Here is a 20,244-nt window from a genome sequence, read left to right on the forward strand (position 1 = left end):
GAGTGACGCGTGCCACACTGCCGCCATGGAGAACCGCGAACCGCTCAAGCCCTGCCTCCTCGCCTTCCCCGGGCCCCTGCGCGACCGGCTGGTGGCCGCGGTGCTCTCGGGCGAGAAGGTCTCCACGTCCGGGCTGCTCCTGGAGTACGAGGTCGAGCGCGAGGAGCTCCCGCCCGTGGGTGAGCGGTCCGCGCTCATCGACTCCGACGGACGGGAGGTCGCCGTGCTCGAGCTCACGGAGGTGCGTGTGCTGCCGCTGGGAGCGGTGGACCTGCGGCACGCGCTCGACGAGGGCGAGGGATACACGTCGGTGGCCGGGTGGCGGGCGGGGCACGAGGGGTTCTGGCACAGCGAGGAGATGCGGGAGGCCCTCGGGGACCCGCTGTTCACCGTGGACGACTCGACGATGATCGTCGCGGAGCGCTTCCGGGTGGTGGAGCGGCTCGTCTGACGGCGGGTCCGGGGGCCCTCAGCCGATCGCCTTCGCCGCCGCCCGGCCCGCTGCCCGGCCCGAGAAGATGCAGCCGCCGAGGAAGGTGCCCTCCAGGGAGCGGTAGCCGTGCACCCCGCCGCCGCCGAAGCCCGCCGCCTCCCCCGCCGCGTAGACCCCGGGGAGCGGGGTGCCGTCCTCGGTCAGGACGCGGGAGGACAGGTCCGTCTCCAGCCCCCCGAGGGACTTCCGGGTCAGGATGTTCAGCCGTACGGCGATGAGCGGGCCCGCGGCCGGGTCGAGGATGCGGTGCGGCTTCGCCGTGCGGATCAGCTTGTCGCCGAGGTAGGAGCGGGCACCGTTGATCGCCGTGATCTGGAGGTCCTTGGTGAAGGGGTTGGCGATCTCGCGGTCGCGGGCCGTGATCTCGCGGCGCAGGTCCTCCTCGTCGATGAGCCCTTCGCCGGTGAGCGCGTTCATTCCCCTCACGAGCGCGCCGAGGTCCTTCTCGACGACGAAGTCGGCGCCGTTGTCCATGAAGGCCTTCACCGGTGCGGGGACCTCGGCGCGTGCCCTGCCGATGACCCCGCGCACCGACTTCCCGGTCAGGTCCGGGTTCTGCTCGGATCCGGAGAGCGCGAACTCCTTGCCGATGATCTTCTGGTCGAGGACGAACCAGGTGTAGCCGTGACCGGACCTCATGATGTGTTCGAGGGTGCCCAGCGTGTCGAAGCCCGGGAAGAGCGGAACCGGCAGCCGCTTGCCGCGGGCGTCCAGCCAGAGGGAGGACGGGCCCGGCAGGATCCGGATGCCGTGCTTGTCCCAGATCGGGTTCCAGTTCTCGATGCCCTCGGTGTAGTGCCACATCCGGTCGCGGTTGATGTGGTGGGCACCGGCCTTCTCGGCGATGCCCAGCATCAGCCCGTCGACGTGGGCGGGGACCCCGGAGAGCATCTTCTCCGGCGGGGTGCCCAGCCGCTCGGGCCACTGGGCGCGCACCAGGTCGTGGTTGCCCCCGATACCTCCGGACGTGACGATCACGGCCTGCGCCCTGAGCTCGAAGGCGCCGGTCACCTCGCGGCTGCTCGCGGTGCCCCGCTCGGCGCCGCTCTCCTCGAGGACCTCGCCGGTGACCGTGTCGACCGCTCCGGCCGAGCGGCCGAGGCCGGTCACCCGGTGCCGGAAGCGCGCCTGGACGAGCCCCTTCGCCATGCCTTCGCGGACCCGCCGCTCGAAGGGGGCGACGACGCCGGGCCCGGTGCCCCAGGTGATGTGGAAGCGGGGGACGGAGTTGCCGTGGCCGTTCGCGTCGTAGCCTCCGCGTTCGGCCCAGCCGACGACGGGGAAGAACCGCAGTCCCTGGGCGTGCAGCCAGGACCGCTTCTCGCCCGCCGCGAAGTCGACGTACGCCTCCGCCCACTTCCGCGGCCAGTGGTCCTCGTCGCGGTCGAAGCCGGCCGTGCCGTACCAGTCCTGGAGGGCCAGGTCGTGGCTGTCCTTGATCCGGAAGCGGCGCTGCTCGGGCGAGTCGACGAGGAAGAGCCCGCCGAAGGACCAGTGCGCCTGGCCGCCCAGGGACTGCTCGGGCTCCTGGTCGAGCAGGATCACCGTGCGGCCCGCGTCGACCAGCTCCGCGGTGGCCACCAGCCCGGCGAGCCCTGCCCCGATCACGATCACATCAGCGTCGTACGCCATGGGTTCCATCCTTCGGGGCGGTGCGGGGCAGCGGCGGGCGCGGCAGGCCAAGTTACCTGTGGGTCAGATCTTGGGCACGGGCCGCCCCCACGTCAACCGTCCGGTCGGTGGCGCCCTCACCGATCCTGTACGGCTGCCGGGCTATCGTCGGACCGTGTCGGTGCTGGTAATCCTGCTGTCCGTGGGCGCCGCCTGCTGCCTGGGCTTCGGCTTCGTGTTCCAGCAGGACGCCGCCCGCCGCGCGCCCCTGAGCGATTTCCTCTCGCCCCGGCTGCTGCTCGACCTCATGCGGGTGCCGAGCTGGCTGGCCGGGCTCGGCCTGATGGTCTGCGGGATGGTCCTCGGGGCCCTCGCCCTCGGTCAGGGCGAGGTGTCCGTCGTGGAACCTCTCCTGGCGACCAATCTCCTCTTCGCGATGGCGCTGTCACGCCACCGCACGGGCCAGAGCCTCGGGCGCCAGGGCTGGGGTGGGCTCTGCCTGCTGGCGGGCGGCGTCACCGCGTTCCTGCTGGCGGGCGAGCCGCAGGGCGGCGAGGCGGAGACGTCGTCCCTGAGGCAGTGGCTGGTGATCGGTGTGGTGGCGGGCCTCGCCCTGGTCCTGACCGCGTGTGCCAGACATCCCCGGACTCGGGGGACCCCGGTCTACCTCGGCCTCGCGGCGGGCCTGCTCTACGGTCTCCAGGACGCCCTGACCAGGCTCAGCGGGGAGCGGCTGACGGCCGACGGCTGGGACGCGCTGCTGACGAGCTGGTACCCGTACGCCGTCCTCTTCCTGGGGGTGACCGGGCTGCTCCTGGTCCAGAGCGCGTTCGAGGCCGGGCCGCTGCGGATGTCCCTGCCGGCGCTGACCGCCGCGCAGCCGCTGTCGGGGATCCTCTGCGGGATCGGGTTCCTCGGCGACCAGGTGCGGACCGACACCGGCGCCCTGGCCTGGCAGGCGGCGGGGCTCGCGGCGATCGTGGCCGGGATCGTGCTGCTGGGGCTGCACCCGGCGATGCCGGAGGGGAAGGACCGGCACGGATCAACGGCCGCGGACCGGTTGATGTTGGATGGGCCCCATGAATCCGGCTGACGAGATCCTGGACATCGTGGACGAGAACGACGAGGTGGTCGGGCAGGCGCCCCGCGGCGAGGCCACCGCGCGCGGCCTGCGCCACCGCTGCGTCTTCATCGAGGCCAGGGACCCGGAGGGCCGGCTCTTCGTCCACCGCAGGACGGCCACGAAGCTGGTCTTCCCCTCGCACCACGACATGTTCGTCGGCGGGGTCGTGGGCGCGGGCGAGTCGTACGACGAGGCCGCGCTGCGGGAGGCCGAGGAGGAGCTGGGGGTCTCCGGTCTCCCCCGCCCGACGCCCCTCTTCACGTTCCTCTACGAGAGCCCGCGGCACAGCTGGTGGTCGTCCGTGTACGAGGTGCGCTGCCCGGTGCCGGTGGCCCCGCAGGTGGAGGAGGTCGCCTGGCACGCCTTCCTGACCGACGCCGAGGTGGAGGAACGTCTGGGCTCGTGGTCGTGGGTGCCCGACGGGCTGGAGGCCTACCACCGGCTGCGTGAGTTCCGGGCCGCGGGCGGGGCGGGTGGCGGCGCGTGAGCGACTTCGTACGCGGCCTGCGGCTGTGGTTCGCGCCGGGGCGGATCCGCGAGGAGGGCGACACCCCCGACTACCGCTTCTCCCTCGCGAACGAGCGCACCTTCCTCGCCTGGATCCGGACGGCCCTCGCACTCATCGGCGGCGGCTTCGCCGTCGACCAGTTCCTGCCCGGACTGGCCTGGGGCGTACGCGCCGGGCTGGCCCTCGGGCTGCTGGCCGCCGGGGTGCTCTGCTCCCTGCGCGCGGTCAACCACTGGGTCCGGTGCGAGCGGGCGATGCGGCGCGGGGAGGACCTGCCGGCGTCGCGCTTCCCCGCGCTGCTCAGCCTGGTGGTCGCGGTGGTGGCGGTCGCGATGGTGGTGGTGGTCCTGTTCGGCTGGGAGGGCCGGTGACCCCCGCGGAGCGCGACCCCGGCCTCCAGCCCGAGCGGACACGGCTGGCCTGGCGGCGCACCACCCTGTCCTGCACGGTGGTGGCCCTGCTCGCGCTGCGGCAGGCGCTGTATCAGGGGGCGACCGCGGCCTCGGGGCTCGCGGTGGCCCTGTCCCTGCTGGCCTGGCTGGGGTTCCTCGCGGTGGCGCACCGCAGGGTGACCGGCATGGGGAGCGCGGAGCCCGCCCCCCTGTCGCCGCGCCGTGCGCTGACGGCGGCCGGGTGCACGGTCGCGCTCGCCGTGTTCGCCGCCGTGACGCTGTTCTGACCGGCCGCCCCGCCGGACGGCCGGGCCGCGCGGCCTCAGTCCTCCCAGTCCACGGAGACGACGATCTTGCCCCGGGTGCGCCCCTCCTGGTTGAGCCGGTAGGCGTCGGCGGCCTGTTCCAGGGGGAACACCCGGTCGACGTGGACGGAGACGATGCCCTGCTCGGCCAGGCCCGCGAGGTGGGCGAGGTCGGCGGCGTCGGGCCGTACGAAGGCGTAGCGCCCGCCGTAGGAGAAGACCTCGCCGTCGGCGATCGACGCGAGCCGGCCTCCGGGGGCGAGGGTCTCGGCGGAGATCCGGAGCGCCTCCCCGCCGACGGTGTCGAACGCCGCGTCGAAGCCGTCGGGAACGAGGTCCCGCAGCCGGGCGGCCAGGCCCTCGCCGTACTCGACCGGTTCGCCGCCCAGCCGGCGCACGTAGTCGTGGTTGTGGGGCCCGGCGGTGCCGACGACCCGGCAGCCCGCGTGCCGGGCGAGCTGGACGGCGAGCGACCCGACCCCGCCGGCGGCCGCGTGGACGAGGACGGCCTCGCCCTCCCGGATCTTCAGGGTGTGGTGCAGCACCTGGTAGGCGGTGAGGCCGCACAGCGGGAGGCCGGCGGCTTCCTCGAAGCCGATGCTCAGGGGTTTGCGGGCGAGGGTGCGCACGGGTGCGGCGACGTACTCGGCGAAGGTCCCGCGCGAGAGGAAGTCCTCGCGCACGTAGCCGATGACCTCGTCCCCCACCGCGAACTCGTCCACGGCGGCTCCGGGCTGGACCACGACACCGGCGACGTCCCAGCCGGGGATGACGGGGAACACCGCTTCGAGCCCCGCCTGGAGATAGCCCTCCCGGGCCTTCCAGTCGACGGGATTGACGGCGGCGGCCCGCACCTTCACCAGGACCGAGTCGGGACCGACCTTGGGGTCGGGCCGCTCGCCGTACTCCAGGACGTCGGCAGAGCCGTACCTGCTGTAGCTGATCGCCTTCATCCTCCGACGATCGGCGCGCCCGGGGGTCCCCGCAACTCAGGCCGTGACGACGTCGAAGGGCGGCAGCAGCGTGCGCGGGTCGTGACCGGAGTGCCAGAGCCCGATGAGGAAGGCGGTGGTCGCCTCCAGGTACGCGGCCCGGTCGAGCCCGCCCACGGTCAGGGGCACGCAGCCCAGGTCCCGGACCAGGGTCCCCACCGTCTCCAGGGCCGACGCGTCGTCGCCGCACAGCGGGACGGTGAGCGGACCGTCGGGGGAGCAGGGCGCGGGGCGCCTCCAGACGGAGTCGGGCAGGTGGTTGAAGGCCTTGACGACCCGCGCCCCGGTGGCCTCGGCGATCGCACGGGCTGCGCCGGGGCCCGTACCGGTGGTGAGCCGGAAGCCCGGGCCGACGGCGTTGGTGCAGTCGACGAGGAGCCGGCCGCGCAGCGCTCCGTCCGCCGCGCCGAGCCCGGCCAGCACGCCCGCCACGGCGTCGTGGGGCAGGGCGAGCAGGACCGCGTCACCGAAGGCCGCCGCCTCCCGGACCGTGCCGGCGCTCTGTCCGGTGCGCCCGGCGAGCGCACCCGCCCGTTCCGCGGACCTGCCGCCGAAGAGCACCTGATGTCCGGCCGCCGCCCACCGGCTGCCCAGCGCGTCCGCCATGTTGCCGGTCCCGATGATCCCGATACGCATGTCTCTCCTCCGAAGTCCGGTCACGTAGCGTCGTACCGAAGGGGACGTTAGGGGGCCCGTCGCGCACCGTTCGGTGCCCGACGGCCGGGGGAAGGGGAACGCATGGACCGGCTGCTCGCCGACTGCCGGGCGCGGCTCGGCTTCGACCTGCTGGGCAACACCTGGAATCCGGTCGTCCTGTACGCGCTCGCGGCGGGCCCGCGCAGGCCGCGTGAGCTGCGTAGGGAGATCGGCGGCATCAGCGCGAAGGTGCTCACGGAGACGCTGCGCAGGCTGGAGGAGTACGCGCTGGTGGAGCGCCGGGCGTACGCCGAGGCCCCGCCGCGCGTGGAGTACGCGCTGACGGCGCTGGGCCGGACGCTGCTGGAGCCGATCGAGGCGCTGGGCCGCTGGTCCGCCGCGCACGGGGACGCGTTCGTGGCGGCGCAGGGCTGGGACGACTGAGCCGTACAGCAGGGTGGAGCCGGAGATCACCTCTCGGATTCCGGGCGGACACTGGACGACATACCGACTGGTCGGCATCATGGTCCCGACCGTTCAACCGCCCCGGAGGTGCGCACCATGAGCCCAGTCCACCCGCCAGGTCTCGATCTCGACCTGCTGCGCGGCCATCTCGACCGCGAGCGGCCGGGGCTGGTGAACGGACCGCTCGAAGCCCGGGTGATCGAGGGCGGCCGGTCGAACCTCACCTACGTCGTCACCGACGGGTCCGGTCAGTGGGTCGTGCGCAGGCCTCCCCTCGGCCACGTACTGGCCACCGCGCACGACATGAAGCGCGAGCACCGGGTGATCAGCGCCCTCCACCCGACGGCGGTCCCGGTCCCCGAGACCCTCCTGCTCTGCGAGGACGACGCCGTCATCGGCTCGCCCTTCTACGTCATGGAGTACGTCGAGGGCACCCCGTACCGCACCGCCGAACAGCTCGCCCCGCTCGGCGCCGAGCGCACCAGGGCCGTCGTCCTGGAGCTCGTCGACACCCTGGTGGACCTGCACGCCGTGGATCCGGCCTCGGTGGGCCTCGGCGACTTCGGGCGTCCGGACGGCTTCCTGGACCGGCAGCTGCGCCGGTGGGGCAAGCAGCTCGACGCCTCCCGCAACCGCGAGCTCGCCGGGATCGACGAGCTGCACGCGGCGCTCGGCCGGGAGCTCCCCGTCTCCCCCGCGCCCACCGTCGTCCACGGCGACTACCGCCTGGACAACGTGCTGGTCGGCCGGGACGACCGGATCAAGGCGGTGCTGGACTGGGAGATGTCCACGCTCGGCGACCCGTTGACCGACCTCGGCCTGCTGGTGATGTACAGCTCCGACCTGGACCTGCCCGCGTCGCCGGTCTCCACGACGAGCGGTGCGCCCGGCCATCCCAGCCCCGCCGAGCTGATCGAGCGCTACGCGGCCCGCTCCGGCCGCGACACCTCCGCCATCTCCTGGTACACGGCCTTCGCCTGGTTCAAGCTCGCCGTGATCCTCGAGGGCATCCACTACCGCTACACCCTGGGCCAGACCGTCGGAGCCGGCTTCGACCGCATCGGCGACCTGGTCCCCGTCTTCATCGCGCACGGCCTCACCACCCTCCAGGAAGGCTGATCACCCCATGGACTTCGCATTCGACGCCCGTACCGAGGAGCTGCGCACCAGGCTGCTCACCTTCATGGACGAGCACGTGTACCCGGCCGAGCAGGTCGCCGAGGAGCAGCGCGCGGCGCTTGCGTCACCGTGGGACACCCCGCGGATCGTGGAGGACCTCAAGGCCGAGGCGCGCGGGCAGGGGCTGTGGAACGTCTTCCTGCCGGACGCGGAGTACGGCGCCGGTCTGACGAACCTCCAGTACGCCCCGCTCGCCGAGATCACCGGCCGCAGCCCGCACCTGGCGCCGACGGCGCTGAACTGCGCGGCCCCGGACACCGGGAACATGGAGGTGCTCTTCCAGTTCGGGTCGGACGAGCAGAAGAAGCAGTGGCTGGAGCCGCTGCTCGCCGGGGAGATCCGCTCGGCGTTCGCGATGACGGAGCCCGACGTGGCCTCGTCGGACGCGACGAACATCGAGACGCGGATCACCCGGGACGGTGACGACTACGTCATCAACGGCCGCAAGTGGTACATCTCCGGGGCGATGAACCCGGACTGCGCGGTGTTCATCGTGATGGGCAAGACGGACCCGGACAGCGAGGACATCCGCCGCCAGCAGTCCATGATCCTCGTCCCCCGTGACACCCCGGGCCTCGAGGTGCGCCGCGCGATGCAGGTGTACGGCTACGAGGACCACTCCCACGGCGGCCACGCCGAGGTGGTCTTCACCGACGTGCGCGTGCCCGCCGCGAACCTGATCGGCGAGGAGGGCGGCGGCTTCGCCATCGCGCAGGCGCGGCTGGGTCCGGGGCGGATCCACCACTGCATGCGGCTGATCGGGATGGCGGAGCGCGCGATCGAGCTGATGTGCAGGCGTGCCGTGGCCCGTACGGCCTTCGGCAAGCCGCTGGCCCAGCAGGGGGTCGTCCAGAACTGGATCGCCGACGCCCGGGTGACGGTGGAGCAGCTGCGGCTGCTCGTCCTGAAGACCGCCTGGCTGATGGACACGGTGGGCAACCGCGGCGCGCACACCGAGATCCAGTCGATCAAGATCGCCACCCCGCGCGCGGTCGTCTCCATCCTGGACCAGGCGGTGCAGCTGTACGGCGCCGGCGGCGTGAGCCAGGACTACCCGCTGGCCGAACTCTGGTCGTCGGCGCGGACGCTGCGGCTGGCCGACGGGCCGGACGAGGTGCACCAGCGGTCGCTGGCCCGGCGTGAGATCAAGAAGTACCTCTGATCCCGGTGCGGGGAGGCGACCGGAAGGCGCCTCCCCGCGGGTGTCTCCGACGGGTCAGAAGGTGAGCTGCCAGCTGTCGATGTAGCCCGTGTCCTGCGCGGCGACGTCCCTGACCTGGAGCTTCCAGGTGCCGTTGGCGGTCTCGCTCGACGCGTTGACCGTGTACGTCGCGATCACGTTGTCCGCGGAGTCGCTGCTGCTGGAGTTCTTCAGCCGGTAGGCCGTGCCGTCGGGCGCCAGCAGGTCGACCACGAGGTCGCCGCGGAAGGTGTGCTTGATGTCCACACCGACCTTGAGCGCGGACGGGGCGTTGCCCGTACGTCCGGTCACCGCGACCGACGAGGTCACCGCGGCGGCGTTGTCGGGCACGTTGACGTTGGTGGCGTTGCTGAAGACGGTCCCGGTCGGCGGGGTGACCGTCCCCGCGGACAGGGTCCACACGGCGTGCGCCACCGCGTCGCTGTTGCGGTCCAGGGCCGTGTCGTTGATGTTCGCCGTCGTGTCGCACGAGGAGTGGTAGCAGCGGTCGAAGGCCTGTCCGGCCGTGCCGCCCCACTTCTGGGCCTGGGCGCTGGTCTTGGTGTAGTCGGCGCCGGAGAACAGTCCGCCGACGGGGACCCCCGCGCTCTTGAACGGGGCGTGGTCGGAGCGGCCGTCGCCCTCGGTCTCTATCTCGGTGGGTATGGAGAGCCCCGCGTAGTAGTCCTTGAAGGTCTGCTCGATGACCGGGTCGTCGTCGTACACGAAGTACCCGGGGTTGGGCGAGCCGATCATGTCGAAGTTGAGGTAGCCGGCGAGCTTGGCGCGCTCCGTGGAGGCCAGGTTGTTGACGTAGTACTTCGAGCCCACGAGGCCCAGCTCCTCGGCTCCCCACCAGGCGAAGCGCAGGTGCTTGTCGGGGGCGAGCTGCGCCCGGGAGACGGCGAGGGCCGTCTCCAGCACGGCGGCCGATCCGGAGCCGTTGTCGTTGATCCCGGCGCCCGAGGTCACCGAGTCCAGGTGGGAGCCGGCCATGAGGACCTGGTTCGGGTCACCCCCCGGCCAGTCGGCGATCAGGTTGTAGCCGGTGGCACCGCCGGAGGTGAACTGCTGGAGCGCGGTGGTGTATCCGGCGGCGTCCAGCTTGGCCTTCACGTAGTCGACCGAGGCCTTGTAACCGGCCCTGCCGTGGGCCCGGTTGCCGCTGTTGGCGGTGGCGATCGACTGGAGCTGGGTGAGGTGCGCCTTGACGTTGGCGAGCGGGATGTCGGGGGCGGCCGCGACCCTCGTGGGTGCGGCCTGCACGGCGGGTGCGGCGGTCGCCAGCAGGGCCGTGGCCGCGAGGGCGGCGGTGAGCAGGGGTCTGAGACGGGCAGGGCTCATCGGGAGGCTCCGGATTCCGTTCGGGGACTGACGGAACGTGCGGGGGATCCCCGGGCGTGCACGACCGGGGCCTGGAGCTGGCGGTGCGATGTGCGGAACCGATGCTCAATCAATGACCGCGCACCGTCAAGGGCGGGTTTCGGACAACGCCGTCCGCATATCGGACGGAACAGGCAGGCCTGATGCGTTGTCAGCGCCTCCCGCCAGCCTCCGGAGCATGGGGAACAGCGGGCGGTTCCCGGCGAGCGGGCCGTGGAGGACGCGACGTCCTGGGCGCTCGCGGCCGGGCCGGCGCCCGACGAGGAGCGTGTCCGCCTGGCGTTCACCGGCTCGGCGGTCTTCGCCGAGGAGCTCGCCTCGCTGCTGCTCGCCGCGCTGGGCCTGCCGGTGCCGGGCTGACGGGCGCGGTCCGGCGGGGCCTCGGTGGGCCGTCAGGGACGCAGGGCCCTCAGCAGCAGGTCCGCCAGGTGGTCGGCGACCTCCTGCTGGGTGAGCGGGCCGTCCGGGCGGTACCAGGTGGACAGGTGGTGGACCGAGCCGAAGTGGTAGTCGACGACCAGGTCGGCCGGGGTCGCGGAGGAGAACACCCCGGCCCGCTGCCCCTCCTCGATCAACGCCCGGAAGCGCTCGTGGTAGCGGCGTCTCTCCACCCTGACCTGCTTGTTCTTCTCCGGGCTCAGGTGGTGCATCGAGCGGAAGAAGATCGAGGCGTCGTCGAGGTTGTCGATGGTCGTGACGACCACGTCCGCCGCCGCGTCGCGCAGCCGCCGCTCGATCGGCGCCTCGGCGTCCGCGTAGGCGTCGAGCCGCTCCTGCTGGAGCCGCAGCACCCGGGCGTAGACCTCCTGGAGGAGGTCCTCCTTGGAGCCGAAGTAGTGGTAGAGCGCCCCCTTGGTGACGCCCGCCGCCTCGACGATCTCCTGGACGGAGGTGCGGTCGTAGCCGTGCTCCGCGAAGAGCCGGGTGGCGGCGGCCAGCAGCCTCTGGGGGACGGGGGTACCGTTCCCGTCCGTCGCCTTGGCCATTGCCGCCACCTGCCCTCTCGTACCGCGCGTGAACTGTTCTAACGGGGGGAACGCAGTTCCCGCCTGAGGATCTTCCCACTCGCCGTCTTCGGGAGTTCGGCCAGGATCTCCACTTCGCGCGGGTACTTGTACGCCGCCAGCCGCTCCTTGCAGTACGCGCCGAGCTCACCGTCGGCGAGCTCGGCCCCCGGCCGCAGGCTGACGTAGGCCCGTACGGTCTCGCCGCGGTAGGCGTCGGGAACGCCCACGACGGCCGCCTCGCGGACCGCCGGGTGGGTGTAGAGGACGTCCTCCACCTCCCGGGGCCAGACCTTGAAGCCGGAGGCGTTGATCATGTCCTTCTTGCGGTCCACGACGTAGAGCCAGCCCGCCGTGTCCATGAAACCGATGTCACCGGTCCGCAGCTCGCCGTCCGGGAAGCCCGCGGCGGTGGCCTCCGGCAGGTTCCAGTAGCCGGATACCACCTGGGGCCCGCGTACGGCGATCTCGCCCAGTTCACCGAAGGCGACGTCGTCGCCCTTCTCGTCGATGATCCGCACCACAGTGTCCGGCCCGGGGACGCCGACGGACAGGGTCCCCGACACGGGGTCGACGGGCGCCTCGTGCTGCGGCGGTACGGAGGCGCAGGGCGCGGTGCACTCGGTGAGTCCGTAGCCGTTGCGGATGTAGGGGCCGAACCCCTCGCGGAACTTCTCGACCAGCGCGGGCGGCAGCGGTGCGCCGCCGGAGGAGATGACCTCGAAGGAGGCGAAGTGCTCCCGGGTGGCCCCGGGGTGCGCGGCGAGCGCCATGAAGGCGGTCGAGGGTCCCACGGTGTAGGCGGGGCGGTGCTCGGCGAAGGCCTCCAGGACGACGCTCGCCTCGAAGCGGTAGGCGAGGACGAGGGTGCCCGCGTTGGCGACGCACGCGGCGAGCTGGCAGACCATGCCGGTGATGTGGAAGAGCGGGGCGAGGGCGAAGTAGGCGGATCCCTCGGCGATGGGGTGGCCGGCCCGCTGCCGCTCGGCGTTGACCATGATGTTGCCCTGGGAGTTCATGGCCCCCTTGGGGGTGCCGCTCGTCCCGGAGGTGTAGCTGATGAGGGCGGTGTCCGAGGCGGTGAGCTCGCGGCCCTCGGGGGCGGCGAGGCCCTGACGGGCGACGGCGACGAGGTCGGAGGCCAGGTCGTCGGCGCCGGGCGCGGGAAGCCGCTCGAAGCCGAGCACGCGCGGGTCGTCGGCCGACTGGAGGTCGAGCTCGCAGGCCGTGAGGGCGATCCGCACGCTCGGGGCGGCCTCGGCGGCGGCCCGCAGATAGGACCCCCAGGCGCGGTCCGAGCAGATCAGCGCCGAGACCTCCGCGTCCTTCAGCACGTGCCCGACCTCGCCCGACTTGTACATCGGGTTGAGCGGGACGACGGTCGCGCCGGCCTTCCAGGCGCCGAGGAGGGCGAGCACGAAGTGCGGGGTGTTCTGGAGCATGATCGCGACGCGGTCGCCGCGGCGCAGGCCCTCGGCCGCGAGGTGTCCCGCCACGGAGTCGGACAGCTCGTCGGTCTCGCGGTAGCTGAGGCGTCCGTCGAAGTAGGCGAGCGCGGTGTGGTCCGGGGCCCGTCCGACGGCTGCGCGGAAGGCGTGCACCATCGTCTCGGCGGGGTGGACGGGGGCGAGCTGGGCCTCGCTGAGCAGGGCGGTCCAGGGCTTCGCCGCGTAGATCGACTCGGTCATGCGCCGGCCTCCTCCCACTTCTGCTGAAGGTGGTTCATGTTGCCGATCCAGTGGTCGGGGTCCTTGGCGCGGGCGCGGTAGTAGCCGGCCACCTCGGGGTGCGGCAGGACCAGGAAGCGGTCCTCGGCCATGGCGTCGAACAGGGCGTCGGCGACGGCCTCCGGCTCGATCGCGGTGGGTGCGAGCACCAGGTCGCCCGCGGAGCCGGCCGCCGTGAGCATGTCCGTGCGCACGCCCTGGGGACAGATCGTGTGGACCTTGACGCCCCGGTGCCGGTAGGTCAGCGAGAGCCACTCGGCAAAGGCGACGGCACCGTGCTTGGTCACGCTGTACGGGGCCGCGCCGATCATCGTCAGCAGACCGGCCGCCGACGCGGTGGACACGAAACGGCCGCTGCCGCGCTCCAGCCAGTCCGGCAGCAGCGCCTTGGCCGCGCGGACGTGCGCCATCACGTTGACGTCCCAGGCCCTGGCCCAGACGTCCTCCTCCGCGAAGGCGTCCCCGCCCGACGCGAGGCCCGCGTTGGCGCAGTAGACGTCGATCGTGCCGTCGAGCGCGTCGCGGGCGGCGTCCACGACGGTGGAGGCGTCGCCCGCCACGACGATGCCGCCGATCTCCTCGGCGAGGGCCTCGACCCGGTCGGCGGCGAGGTCGTTGACGACGACCCGCGCGCCCTCCGCGGCGAATCTGCGGGCCAGGGCGGCTCCGATGCCGCCTCCGGCTCCGGTCACCACTACGCCAGCGCCCTGCACCGTACTCATCGGTCCCGCCTTTCTCAGCAGTCGTCCACGGCAGACTAACCAGTCGGTATGTGATCGGGGAAGGGGTTCGGGGCAGGACTGGGAATCTGCCCAGTCGTGGCCGTTCCACCTGGCCCGGACCCGCGCTAGCGTGCGTGACCATGACAGTCGTCGCGATCATGGAGGTAGCGGAATGACCCTGTCCAGGCGTGGTGTGCTGGCCGTCGGCGGCGCGATGGGAGCCCTCGCGGCGACCGCCGCCGGCCCAGGGACGGCCGCGGCCGCCGGCCGGGGTCACGGGGCCGGTGTGCGCACCGGCTTCGACCGGCTGGCCGCCGACGGCTACCGGCTGCTGGCCGGGCAGAAGGTCGGCATCGTGACCAATCCCACGGGGATCACCGCGGACGTCCGGCACATCGTCGACGTGATGCACCCTGACGACCGGGTGGACCTGACCGCCGTCTTCGGCCCCGAGCACGGCTTCCGCGGGACGGCACAGGCGGGCGGTTCGGAGGGGCGGTACGACGACCCGGCGACCGGCCTGCCGGTCTACGACACGTATCTGAAGAGCGGGCAGGCCCTCGCCGACGTCTTCACGGCGTCGGGAGTCGACACGGTGGTCTTCGACATCCAGGACGCGGGCGCCCGCTTCTACACGTACATCTGGACCCTGTACGACTGCATGGAGGCGGCCGCGCTCGCCGGCAAGCGGTTCGTCGTCCTGGACCGGCCGAATCCGGTGACCGGCAGGGCCGCCCTGGGGCCCGTGCTCGATCCGGCGTTCGCGACCTTCGTGGGACGGCGGGAGATCTCCCAGGCGCACGGCATGACGGTGGCGGAGCTCGCGCTGCTCTTCAACGCGGAGTTCCTGGCCTCCCGGCCGGTGGAACTGGACATCGTGAAGATGTCCGGATGGCGGCGTTCGGACTTCTTCGACGCGACCGGCCTGCCGTGGGTGCCGCCGAGCCCCAACATGCCGACGCCGGAGACGGCGGTGGTCTACCCCGGGACCTGTCTCTTCGAGGGGACGAACCTCTCCGAGGGGCGCGGGACGACACGGCCGTTCGAGCTGCTGGGCGCGGAGGGGATCGACCACCGGTGGGCGGCCGCGGCGAACGCGCTGGAGCTGCCCGGCGTCGCCTTCCGTGAGGCGTACTTCGCGCCGACGTTCTCCAAGTTCCAGGGGAAGACGGTGGGTGGGGTGCAGGTGCACGTCCAGGACCGGGCGGCCTTCGACCCCGTACGGACGGGGATCGCGCTGCTGGTCACCGCGAAGCGGACGTGGAGCGGGTTCGCGTGGCGGGCGGACAACTGGATCGACAAGCTCACGGGCAACACACGGGTCCGCACGATGATCGACGCGGGCGCGGACACGGACGAGGTCGTCGGCGCGTGGTCGGCGGATCTGGCCGCCTTCCGGGCCGTCCGCAGGAGGTACCTCCAGTACCGGTGAGCGACCGGGTGCCGGAGCTCCGCACGCGGAGGCGGGGTGGTACGGGCCGGGCCCGTACCACCCCGCCCCGGTCTCGCTCCCGTTCCCGCTCCCGTTCCCGTTCCGCGACGCGAGTCCCCCGTACCACCGTGAACGGCGCTACGGGGGACCGCTTCTGTTGTCGCGTCAGGACCGCGGGGGACGCACGGACCGGACTCAGCGGTGCGAGGGGAACTCCACGACCTGCTGGTAGGTCGGCCGGTTCTGCCAGTGGATGGACTTCTGCGAGATCCCGCCCAGCGCGCGGTGGATGATCGCGTCGGTGCACCACTGCTCACCGGCCTTGCAGTTGTCGTCCCCCGGGTAGACCGTCGCCGCGGGCACGGCTGCCGCCTCCTTCAGGGTGCTGAGCAGCGCGGAACGGCAGGCGCTCAGGTCACCGCCGCCGCAGTACGTCTTCGCCAGCGGCCCCTTGACGGGCTGTCCGAGCACCTGGCGCAGGTCCTTGTCCGCGAACCCCCACCAGCCGTACTGGAAGGCGGAGCCGCTGTGCGCCCCGCTCGGTCCGTGGCTCGCGGCCGGCGACTCGTCCGTGGCCAGGCTCGCGGTCAGCGCGGTGTAGAGGGAGTCCCCCAGGCCGGGACGGAACTCCGCCTCGACCAGCTTCGGCCACCACGCGTCCATGATCCGGACCGCGTCGGCGTGCGTGTACGTGTGCGAGCCCGGGGAGGTCTCCTTGCGTTGCGCCCCTGCGGCGCGCCAGGAGTCCAGCTGCTGCACCACCGTGTCGAGCTCCGGGTCGGTGACCGGCTGGGAGCGCAGCACCTTCAGGAGTTCCGGCAGCAGCTGCTCCCCGCGCAGATCGGTGAGCGCCGCTTCGGCCATGGCACGGGTGAGGGAGGCGCGGGTCACTCCGCCGTCCTCGACCAGTGCGGACACCCGGTCGTCGAGCAGGTCGCCCCGGTGCACGGCCCCGAAGCCGAACGCGGCGGTGGAGTAGTCCTTGGCCTGGCGGTTGTTCCAGGAGATGTAGTAGTCCTGGCCGCTGGAGTGGGGGTGCGCGGCGAACGGGGTGTAGTCGGTGGTGTTGGCCGCCGGGTCGTAGCCCCGCCACTCGTAGGCCTTCTCGGCCTTGACCGGCAGCGCGGCGTCCACGCCCTCCGCCCGCACCGGGTTCATGCCGCTGTTGTAGTAGGCCGCGGTGCGCGAGTCCGCGTAGAACCAGTTGAAGGCGTAGTCGATGTTGCTCGCGGCCTGCTGGAAGGAGGCCGCGTCCGTCACGTACGCCGGGTCGTTGAGCATCTGGAAGCCGATGATCGAGTCGGCCTCGTGCCGGTAGGTGGTGCGCAGCGAGGTGTAGGCGACGGGCTTGCCGTCCACGGTGGCGCGGTGGGTGACGATGCCGTAGTCGGTGCGCCACACCTGCATCCGGTAGGAGCCCTTGGCCGTGGAGTCGGCGACCGTCGGCTTCCAGGAGTTGGTGCGCTCCATCTTCTCCATGGCCGTGCAGGCGCCGTCGTTCCGGTAGTGCGCGGAGTCCTTGGTGGGCGTGGATCCGTCGGGTTCGCAGAGCTCGACGGCGTAGGTGTCGGTGATGTCCTGGGCGGCCGACGTGGCGCTCCAGGCGTAGTCCTGCCCGCGGCCCATCTGGATGTACATGCCGACCCCGGCGAAGGACACCCCGCGGGCGCTGATGCCCGGGCCCTGGATCTCCTGAAGCATCATCAGCTGGGGCGCGAAGTAGCCGGTCTGGGGGCCCATGACGGCGATCGGGTTGCCGCTCGCGGTGCGTTTGCCGGACACCAGGAGCGCGTTGGACATCCCGCGCTTCTGGGCGCCTTCACCGGATCCGGGCAGCGATCCCTCCGGGATGACACCGTCGTCGAACATGCCCTGCAGCGGCTTCAGGGCGGCCGGCGCCTTCACCGGGGCCTTCACGCCGGTCCCGGCCGAACCGGTGCGGTCGTGGATCAGGGGTTCGGGGGTGACGGAGCCCGGGTCGGGGAGCGCGGTCCCGCGGGCCTTGTCGGGCTTGCCCGCGTACGGGAACGAGGTGCCGTCGTGGACGGTGAGGACGGCCTCGGGGTCGTTGCGCTGGCGGAAGGACTCCCAGACGCGGGTGCCCTCCTCGACGCCGTACTTCTGCTGGGCGGCGAGCAGCGAGAGCGCGGCCTGGACCTCGCCGCCGCCTCCCCCGCCGAACTGTCCGCCGACGACCGAGGCGATCGATATCAGGTCCGTCAGTCCGAACGGCTGGATCTCGCCGATGTTCGTGATGGAGTCGATCTTCCCGGTGAGCACGTACTCACCGGGGAAGTAGCGGCCGTTCTTGGACTTCACCCGGTAGGCGTTGATGCCGTCGACGTAGGCCTGTGCATCGGCCATCGCCTGCTCACCGCGTGCGCCCTCGGTGGTCCTGATCCGCTCGACCTGCGCCTGGAGATCCGCCTCGGTGTACGGCGCCTGCGGCCAGAACTGCTGCTCCAGGCCCTGGTTGGCCAGCGCTCCCCCGGCGAAGGAGGTCAGCTGGCCGCGGCCGATGTGGCGGAAGAGGTCCATCAGCCACAGGCGGTCCTGCCCGGCGGCGAACCCCGCGCCGAATTCGGTGCCGTAGCGGGTGGTGCCCTTGATGTGGGGCACGCCGCTCTTCTTGTCCCGCGTGATGGTGACGTCCTCGCGCGGCTTCGTGACGGACTCGGTCTGGTCGGCGGCGACCCCGAAGGAGGCGTCGTTGAAGAAGTCCGTGAGCTTCTGGTCGGTGAGGCCCGTATGGCCCGCGACCAGGCCGTTGTAGCGGTCGAGCTGGTCGTCGCTGTGGGCGGGGTGGGTGCCGAACGCCTTGTTCCCGAGGATCTCGACGAGCGTGGCGTTGCCGTTCTCGCCGGGCGGCAGGATGTCCGCGCACTGACTGCGGCAGTGGTCGGTGACGGCGAGGGGTTCCGGTTCCGCCGCTCCGGCCGAGGGGGCCGAGGCGAGCAGGGACGTACCGAGAGCGAGAACAGCCGCGAACGTGGCGGCTCCGAGCGTGCGGGTGCGTGGGGGCATGCGTGCTCCTCCGGGTGGCCGATGCGCCGGAGGTTACTGGCGGTACGCCCCGCCCGGGAAGATGAACATCAGTCACTTTTTCCGAATCACCACACGCCGGTGCACGGCCCCACAGGCACTGTCTCGATCCGTGGACGCTTTTCACCTTTCGATGGAGCCGAATCGGGCAGTCGTACGTCCATCCCTTGACGCCGAAGTACGAGCGACGGAGGTGGCAGTGCCATGGCCGGTTTCCGGAGTCTTGCGAGACAGGTCCGCGATCCGCGGGGTGATCTGGCTTTGCGGCGGTACTCGCTGCGCAAATGCCTGGAACGATTCGCCCCGTACGGTCACCGGGCGACCTGGGATCATCTGTGCGCCCGGCACGGGATCGAGCCCGAGGACCGGGCCCCCGACCCGGTGCGCCTGATCCGCGCACTGGACGAACTGGAGGACGCGCGGGCCGTCTGGCTCGCGTACGAGACAGGCTTCGCCGAACGGCGGCGCCGCGAGAAGCACGACGGGCTGCGCCGGCCCGGCTCGTTCGACGACTGGCACCGCCTGACGTGGGGCGGCAACGGGATCGCGCACTGCGAGGATCCGGGCGTCCACCCCAGCGCCCCTCTCGGCGACGTCCTGGGGCGGCTGATCGCGGCACTGGGCGCGAAGCCGGGCACCGCCTGCCCGGTCTGCACGGGGACCGGGATCGTCTGGCGGCAGGATCCGGACCACGAGCCCTGGGCCGGCCCGGTCTGCACGGGGTGCGGCATCGTGGTCCCCCGGCCCGTCCTGACGGCGAGCGCGCTGGCCAGCGCCAGGAGCATCCGGACGAGGGGGCTGACCGCGTCGGCGGCCTGAGGGCGCGGGGCCGCGGCGGGACCGACCGGAGGCGGGACGCCCCGGGGGCGGTTCGCCGCGCCCTGCCCACGGAACGCCCACGCAGGAGCGCCCTCTCAGGAGCGCTTCGTCAGGAGCGCTTCGCGCCGCCCCGTTCGGGCATGAGTCGCGAGCCGCTCATCCGCTCGCCTACGGCGTCGTCGGGGTTGGACAGCACACAGGCCTCCAGCGACAGGCAGCCGCAGCCGATGCAGTCGGTGAGGTGGTCGCGCAGGCGCCCCAGCTGCTTGATGCGCTCGTCCAGCTCCGAGCGCCACGTCTCGGAGAGCCGGGCCCAGTCCTCACGGTTCGGCGTGCGCTCCTCCGGCAGCTCGGCCAGCGCCTCCCGGATGGTGGCGAGCGGGATGCCCACCCGCTGCGCGGCCCGGACGAATGCCACCCGGCGCAGCGCGTCCCTGGTGTAGCGGCGCTGGTTGCCACTGGTGCGGCGGCTGCTGATCAGGCCCTTGGACTCGTAGAAGTGCAGGGCGGACACCGCGGCGCCACTACGGGCGGAGAGCTGACCGACGGTGAGTTCCTGGAATGTCTGCGGGATGTGTGGCACTCCCCGAACCCTAATGGCCGCACCGCGGCCCCTGCCGCCACTTCGAGAACCCGGGCGGTCCGTCGTTGACAGGGACGCGCGGCCCAACCATGCTGAGCAAGCGCTTAGACACTGCCCCGGAGAGGGGCGACCGACAGCCGGAAGGCAGGGACCAGCACCATGGCAGAGCCGAAGATCTTCACGTCCGCACAGGAGCTGCGGGACGCCGTGGGCGAGGAGCTCGGGCACAGCGACTGGCTGGAGGTCGAGCAGAAGAGGATCGACCAGTTCGCCGAGGCCACGGGCGACCACCAGTGGATCCACGTGGACCCGGAACGCGCCGCGAACGGCCCCTTCGGGACGACGATCGCGCACGGGTACCTGACCCTGTCGCTGCTGCCGGTGCTCGTACCGCAGATCCTGCGGGTCGACGGGGCGAAGATGGGCATCAACTACGGGACGAACAAGGTCCGCTTCCCCTCGACCGTGCCGGTCGGCTCGCGGCTGCGCGCCACGGCCGTCCTCAAGAACGTCGAGGAGGCCGGCGGCGGCGTGCAGGTGACCGCCCTGGTCACCGTCGAGCGCGAGGGCGGCGACAAGCCGGCCTGCGTCGCGGAGTCGGTGTCGCGCTACTACTTCTGAGCCGTCGCGCGCGGAGCCGCGCGGTCC

The 20,244-nt window shown here is 72.1% G+C and carries 21 protein-coding genes; 12 read left to right on the forward strand and 9 right to left on the reverse strand.

Going from position 1 to position 20,244, the window contains the following annotated elements; genetic code table 11:
* The first annotated feature begins 25 nt into the window (after positions 1-25).
* Positions 26-451, forward strand: coding sequence for an ASCH domain-containing protein (locus OG488_RS07505; protein WP_329227068.1), 426 nt, complete (start codon positions 26-28; stop codon positions 449-451).
* Between the two features lie 18 nt (positions 452-469).
* On the opposite strand, the gene OG488_RS07510 is transcribed toward OG488_RS07505, so the two are convergent.
* A complete protein-coding gene (locus OG488_RS07510) occupies positions 470-2,125 on the reverse strand; it encodes an FAD-binding dehydrogenase (protein WP_329227070.1) in 1,656 nt (551 codons plus the stop codon).
* Between the two features lie 154 nt (positions 2,126-2,279).
* On the opposite strand from OG488_RS07510, the gene OG488_RS07515 reads away from it, so the two are divergent.
* Genes OG488_RS07515 through OG488_RS07530 form a run of 4 tightly spaced genes read left to right on the forward strand, consistent with a single transcriptional unit; the run spans position 2,280 to position 4,414 of the window.
* On the forward strand, positions 2,280-3,197 hold the full coding sequence (locus OG488_RS07515; RefSeq protein ID WP_329227072.1) for a DMT family transporter: 918 nt from the start codon (positions 2,280-2,282) through the stop codon (positions 3,195-3,197).
* Positions 3,184-3,714, forward strand: a complete 531-nt coding sequence (locus OG488_RS07520; RefSeq protein ID WP_329227074.1) for an NUDIX hydrolase — start codon at positions 3,184-3,186, stop codon at positions 3,712-3,714. The genes OG488_RS07515 and OG488_RS07520 overlap by 14 nt, the downstream gene beginning before the upstream one ends.
* Entirely contained in the window at positions 3,711-4,106 is a 396-nt protein-coding gene (locus tag OG488_RS07525) for a YidH family protein (protein WP_329227076.1), read from the forward strand. The genes OG488_RS07520 and OG488_RS07525 overlap by 4 nt, the downstream gene beginning before the upstream one ends.
* Positions 4,103-4,414, forward strand: a complete 312-nt coding sequence (locus OG488_RS07530) for a DUF202 domain-containing protein (protein WP_329227077.1) — start codon at positions 4,103-4,105, stop codon at positions 4,412-4,414. Before OG488_RS07525 ends, OG488_RS07530 begins: the two co-directional genes overlap by 4 nt.
* A 35-nt stretch (positions 4,415-4,449) precedes the next feature.
* On the opposite strand, the gene OG488_RS07535 is transcribed toward OG488_RS07530, so the two are convergent.
* On the reverse strand, positions 4,450-5,385 hold the full coding sequence (locus OG488_RS07535) for an NADP-dependent oxidoreductase (protein ID WP_329227079.1): 936 nt from the start codon (positions 5,383-5,385) through the stop codon (positions 4,450-4,452).
* 36 nt (positions 5,386-5,421) lie between these two features.
* Entirely contained in the window at positions 5,422-6,084 is a 663-nt protein-coding gene (locus tag OG488_RS07540; RefSeq protein WP_405695986.1) for an NADPH-dependent F420 reductase, read from the reverse strand.
* A 78-nt stretch (positions 6,085-6,162) separates the two neighbouring features.
* Here OG488_RS07540 and OG488_RS07545 point away from each other — a divergent pair, with 78 nt between their 5' ends.
* From OG488_RS07545 to OG488_RS07555, 3 genes are all read left to right on the forward strand, one after another.
* The gene (locus OG488_RS07545) at positions 6,163-6,504 is read left to right on the forward strand and encodes a winged helix-turn-helix transcriptional regulator (RefSeq protein WP_329227081.1); all 342 of its coding nucleotides are present in this window, start codon (positions 6,163-6,165) and stop codon (positions 6,502-6,504) included.
* Positions 6,505-6,621: 117 nt separating this feature from the next.
* On the forward strand, positions 6,622-7,644 hold the full coding sequence (locus tag OG488_RS07550; protein WP_329227082.1) for a phosphotransferase family protein: 1,023 nt from the start codon (positions 6,622-6,624) through the stop codon (positions 7,642-7,644).
* A 7-nt stretch (positions 7,645-7,651) separates the two neighbouring features.
* Positions 7,652-8,866 (forward strand): acyl-CoA dehydrogenase family protein, encoded by a 1,215-nt coding sequence (locus OG488_RS07555; RefSeq protein ID WP_329227084.1) that lies wholly within the window; start codon positions 7,652-7,654, stop codon positions 8,864-8,866.
* Positions 8,867-8,920: 54 nt separating this feature from the next.
* Here OG488_RS07555 and OG488_RS07560 read toward each other — a convergent pair whose 3' ends face one another.
* The gene (locus OG488_RS07560; protein ID WP_329227086.1) at positions 8,921-10,228 is read right to left on the reverse strand and encodes a M28 family metallopeptidase; all 1,308 of its coding nucleotides are present in this window, start codon (positions 10,226-10,228) and stop codon (positions 8,921-8,923) included.
* A gap of 252 nt (positions 10,229-10,480) precedes the next feature.
* Here OG488_RS07560 and OG488_RS07565 point away from each other — a divergent pair, with 252 nt between their 5' ends.
* On the forward strand, positions 10,481-10,627 hold the full coding sequence (locus tag OG488_RS07565) for a hypothetical protein (RefSeq protein WP_329227088.1): 147 nt from the start codon (positions 10,481-10,483) through the stop codon (positions 10,625-10,627).
* A 32-nt stretch (positions 10,628-10,659) separates the two neighbouring features.
* Here the strand turns inward: OG488_RS07565 and OG488_RS07570 are convergent, their stop codons facing one another.
* The 3 genes from OG488_RS07570 to OG488_RS07580 are packed head-to-tail and all read right to left on the reverse strand — an operon-like array spanning position 10,660 to position 13,720.
* A complete protein-coding gene (locus OG488_RS07570) occupies positions 10,660-11,253 on the reverse strand; it encodes a TetR/AcrR family transcriptional regulator (protein WP_329227090.1) in 594 nt (197 codons plus the stop codon).
* Positions 11,254-11,291: 38 nt separating this feature from the next.
* Positions 11,292-12,959, reverse strand: a complete 1,668-nt coding sequence (locus OG488_RS07575; protein ID WP_329227091.1) for an AMP-binding protein — start codon at positions 12,957-12,959, stop codon at positions 11,292-11,294.
* Positions 12,956-13,720, reverse strand: coding sequence for an SDR family oxidoreductase (locus OG488_RS07580; protein ID WP_329227093.1), 765 nt, complete (start codon positions 13,718-13,720; stop codon positions 12,956-12,958). Before OG488_RS07580 ends, OG488_RS07575 begins: the two co-directional genes overlap by 4 nt.
* A gap of 172 nt (positions 13,721-13,892) precedes the next feature.
* Between OG488_RS07580 and OG488_RS07585 the strand changes: the two genes are divergently transcribed.
* Positions 13,893-15,152, forward strand: coding sequence for an exo-beta-N-acetylmuramidase NamZ family protein (locus OG488_RS07585; RefSeq protein WP_329227095.1), 1,260 nt, complete (start codon positions 13,893-13,895; stop codon positions 15,150-15,152).
* Between the two features lie 195 nt (positions 15,153-15,347).
* On the opposite strand, the gene OG488_RS07590 is transcribed toward OG488_RS07585, so the two are convergent.
* Positions 15,348-18,176: a penicillin acylase family protein gene (locus OG488_RS07590; RefSeq protein WP_329227097.1), complete on the reverse strand. Its 2,829-nt coding sequence runs from the start codon at positions 18,174-18,176 to the stop codon at positions 15,348-15,350.
* A 222-nt stretch (positions 18,177-18,398) separates the two neighbouring features.
* Between OG488_RS07590 and OG488_RS07595 the strand changes: the two genes are divergently transcribed.
* Positions 18,399-19,013, forward strand: a complete 615-nt coding sequence (locus tag OG488_RS07595) for a hypothetical protein (protein ID WP_329227099.1) — start codon at positions 18,399-18,401, stop codon at positions 19,011-19,013.
* Positions 19,014-19,122: 109 nt separating this feature from the next.
* Here OG488_RS07595 and soxR read toward each other — a convergent pair whose 3' ends face one another.
* On the reverse strand, positions 19,123-19,596 hold the full coding sequence (gene soxR / locus OG488_RS07600; protein ID WP_329227101.1) for a redox-sensitive transcriptional activator SoxR: 474 nt from the start codon (positions 19,594-19,596) through the stop codon (positions 19,123-19,125).
* Between the two features lie 159 nt (positions 19,597-19,755).
* On the opposite strand from soxR, the gene OG488_RS07605 reads away from it, so the two are divergent.
* Positions 19,756-20,217 (forward strand): MaoC family dehydratase, encoded by a 462-nt coding sequence (locus OG488_RS07605; RefSeq protein ID WP_329227102.1) that lies wholly within the window; start codon positions 19,756-19,758, stop codon positions 20,215-20,217.
* Positions 20,218-20,244 lie beyond the last annotated feature (27 nt).

The organism is Streptomyces sp. NBC_01460 (assembly GCF_036227405.1).
Lineage (GTDB): Bacteria > Actinomycetota > Actinomycetes > Streptomycetales > Streptomycetaceae > Streptomyces.

Excerpts from the sequence above, each read along its gene's own strand:
- OG488_RS07505 (WP_329227068.1), top strand. The coding sequence starts at position 26 with ATGGAGAACCGCGAACCGCTCAAGCCCTGCCTCCTCGCCTTCCCCGGG.
- OG488_RS07510 (WP_329227070.1), bottom strand. The coding sequence starts at position 2,125 with ATGGCGTACGACGCTGATGTGATCGTGATCGGGGCAGGGCTCGCCGGG.
- OG488_RS07520 (WP_329227074.1), top strand. The coding sequence starts at position 3,184 with ATGAATCCGGCTGACGAGATCCTGGACATCGTGGACGAGAACGACGAG.
- OG488_RS07535 (WP_329227079.1), bottom strand. The coding sequence starts at position 5,385 with ATGAAGGCGATCAGCTACAGCAGGTACGGCTCTGCCGACGTCCTGGAG.
- OG488_RS07545 (WP_329227081.1), top strand. The coding sequence starts at position 6,163 with ATGGACCGGCTGCTCGCCGACTGCCGGGCGCGGCTCGGCTTCGACCTG.
- OG488_RS07550 (WP_329227082.1), top strand. The coding sequence starts at position 6,622 with ATGAGCCCAGTCCACCCGCCAGGTCTCGATCTCGACCTGCTGCGCGGC.
- OG488_RS07555 (WP_329227084.1), top strand. The coding sequence starts at position 7,652 with ATGGACTTCGCATTCGACGCCCGTACCGAGGAGCTGCGCACCAGGCTG.
- OG488_RS07560 (WP_329227086.1), bottom strand. The coding sequence starts at position 10,228 with ATGAGCCCTGCCCGTCTCAGACCCCTGCTCACCGCCGCCCTCGCGGCC.
- OG488_RS07570 (WP_329227090.1), bottom strand. The coding sequence starts at position 11,253 with ATGGCCAAGGCGACGGACGGGAACGGTACCCCCGTCCCCCAGAGGCTG.
- OG488_RS07575 (WP_329227091.1), bottom strand. The coding sequence starts at position 12,959 with ATGACCGAGTCGATCTACGCGGCGAAGCCCTGGACCGCCCTGCTCAGC.
- OG488_RS07580 (WP_329227093.1), bottom strand. The coding sequence starts at position 13,720 with ATGAGTACGGTGCAGGGCGCTGGCGTAGTGGTGACCGGAGCCGGAGGC.
- OG488_RS07585 (WP_329227095.1), top strand. The coding sequence starts at position 13,893 with ATGACCCTGTCCAGGCGTGGTGTGCTGGCCGTCGGCGGCGCGATGGGA.
- OG488_RS07590 (WP_329227097.1), bottom strand. The coding sequence starts at position 18,176 with ATGCCCCCACGCACCCGCACGCTCGGAGCCGCCACGTTCGCGGCTGTT.
- OG488_RS07595 (WP_329227099.1), top strand. The coding sequence starts at position 18,399 with ATGGCCGGTTTCCGGAGTCTTGCGAGACAGGTCCGCGATCCGCGGGGT.
- OG488_RS07605 (WP_329227102.1), top strand. The coding sequence starts at position 19,756 with ATGGCAGAGCCGAAGATCTTCACGTCCGCACAGGAGCTGCGGGACGCC.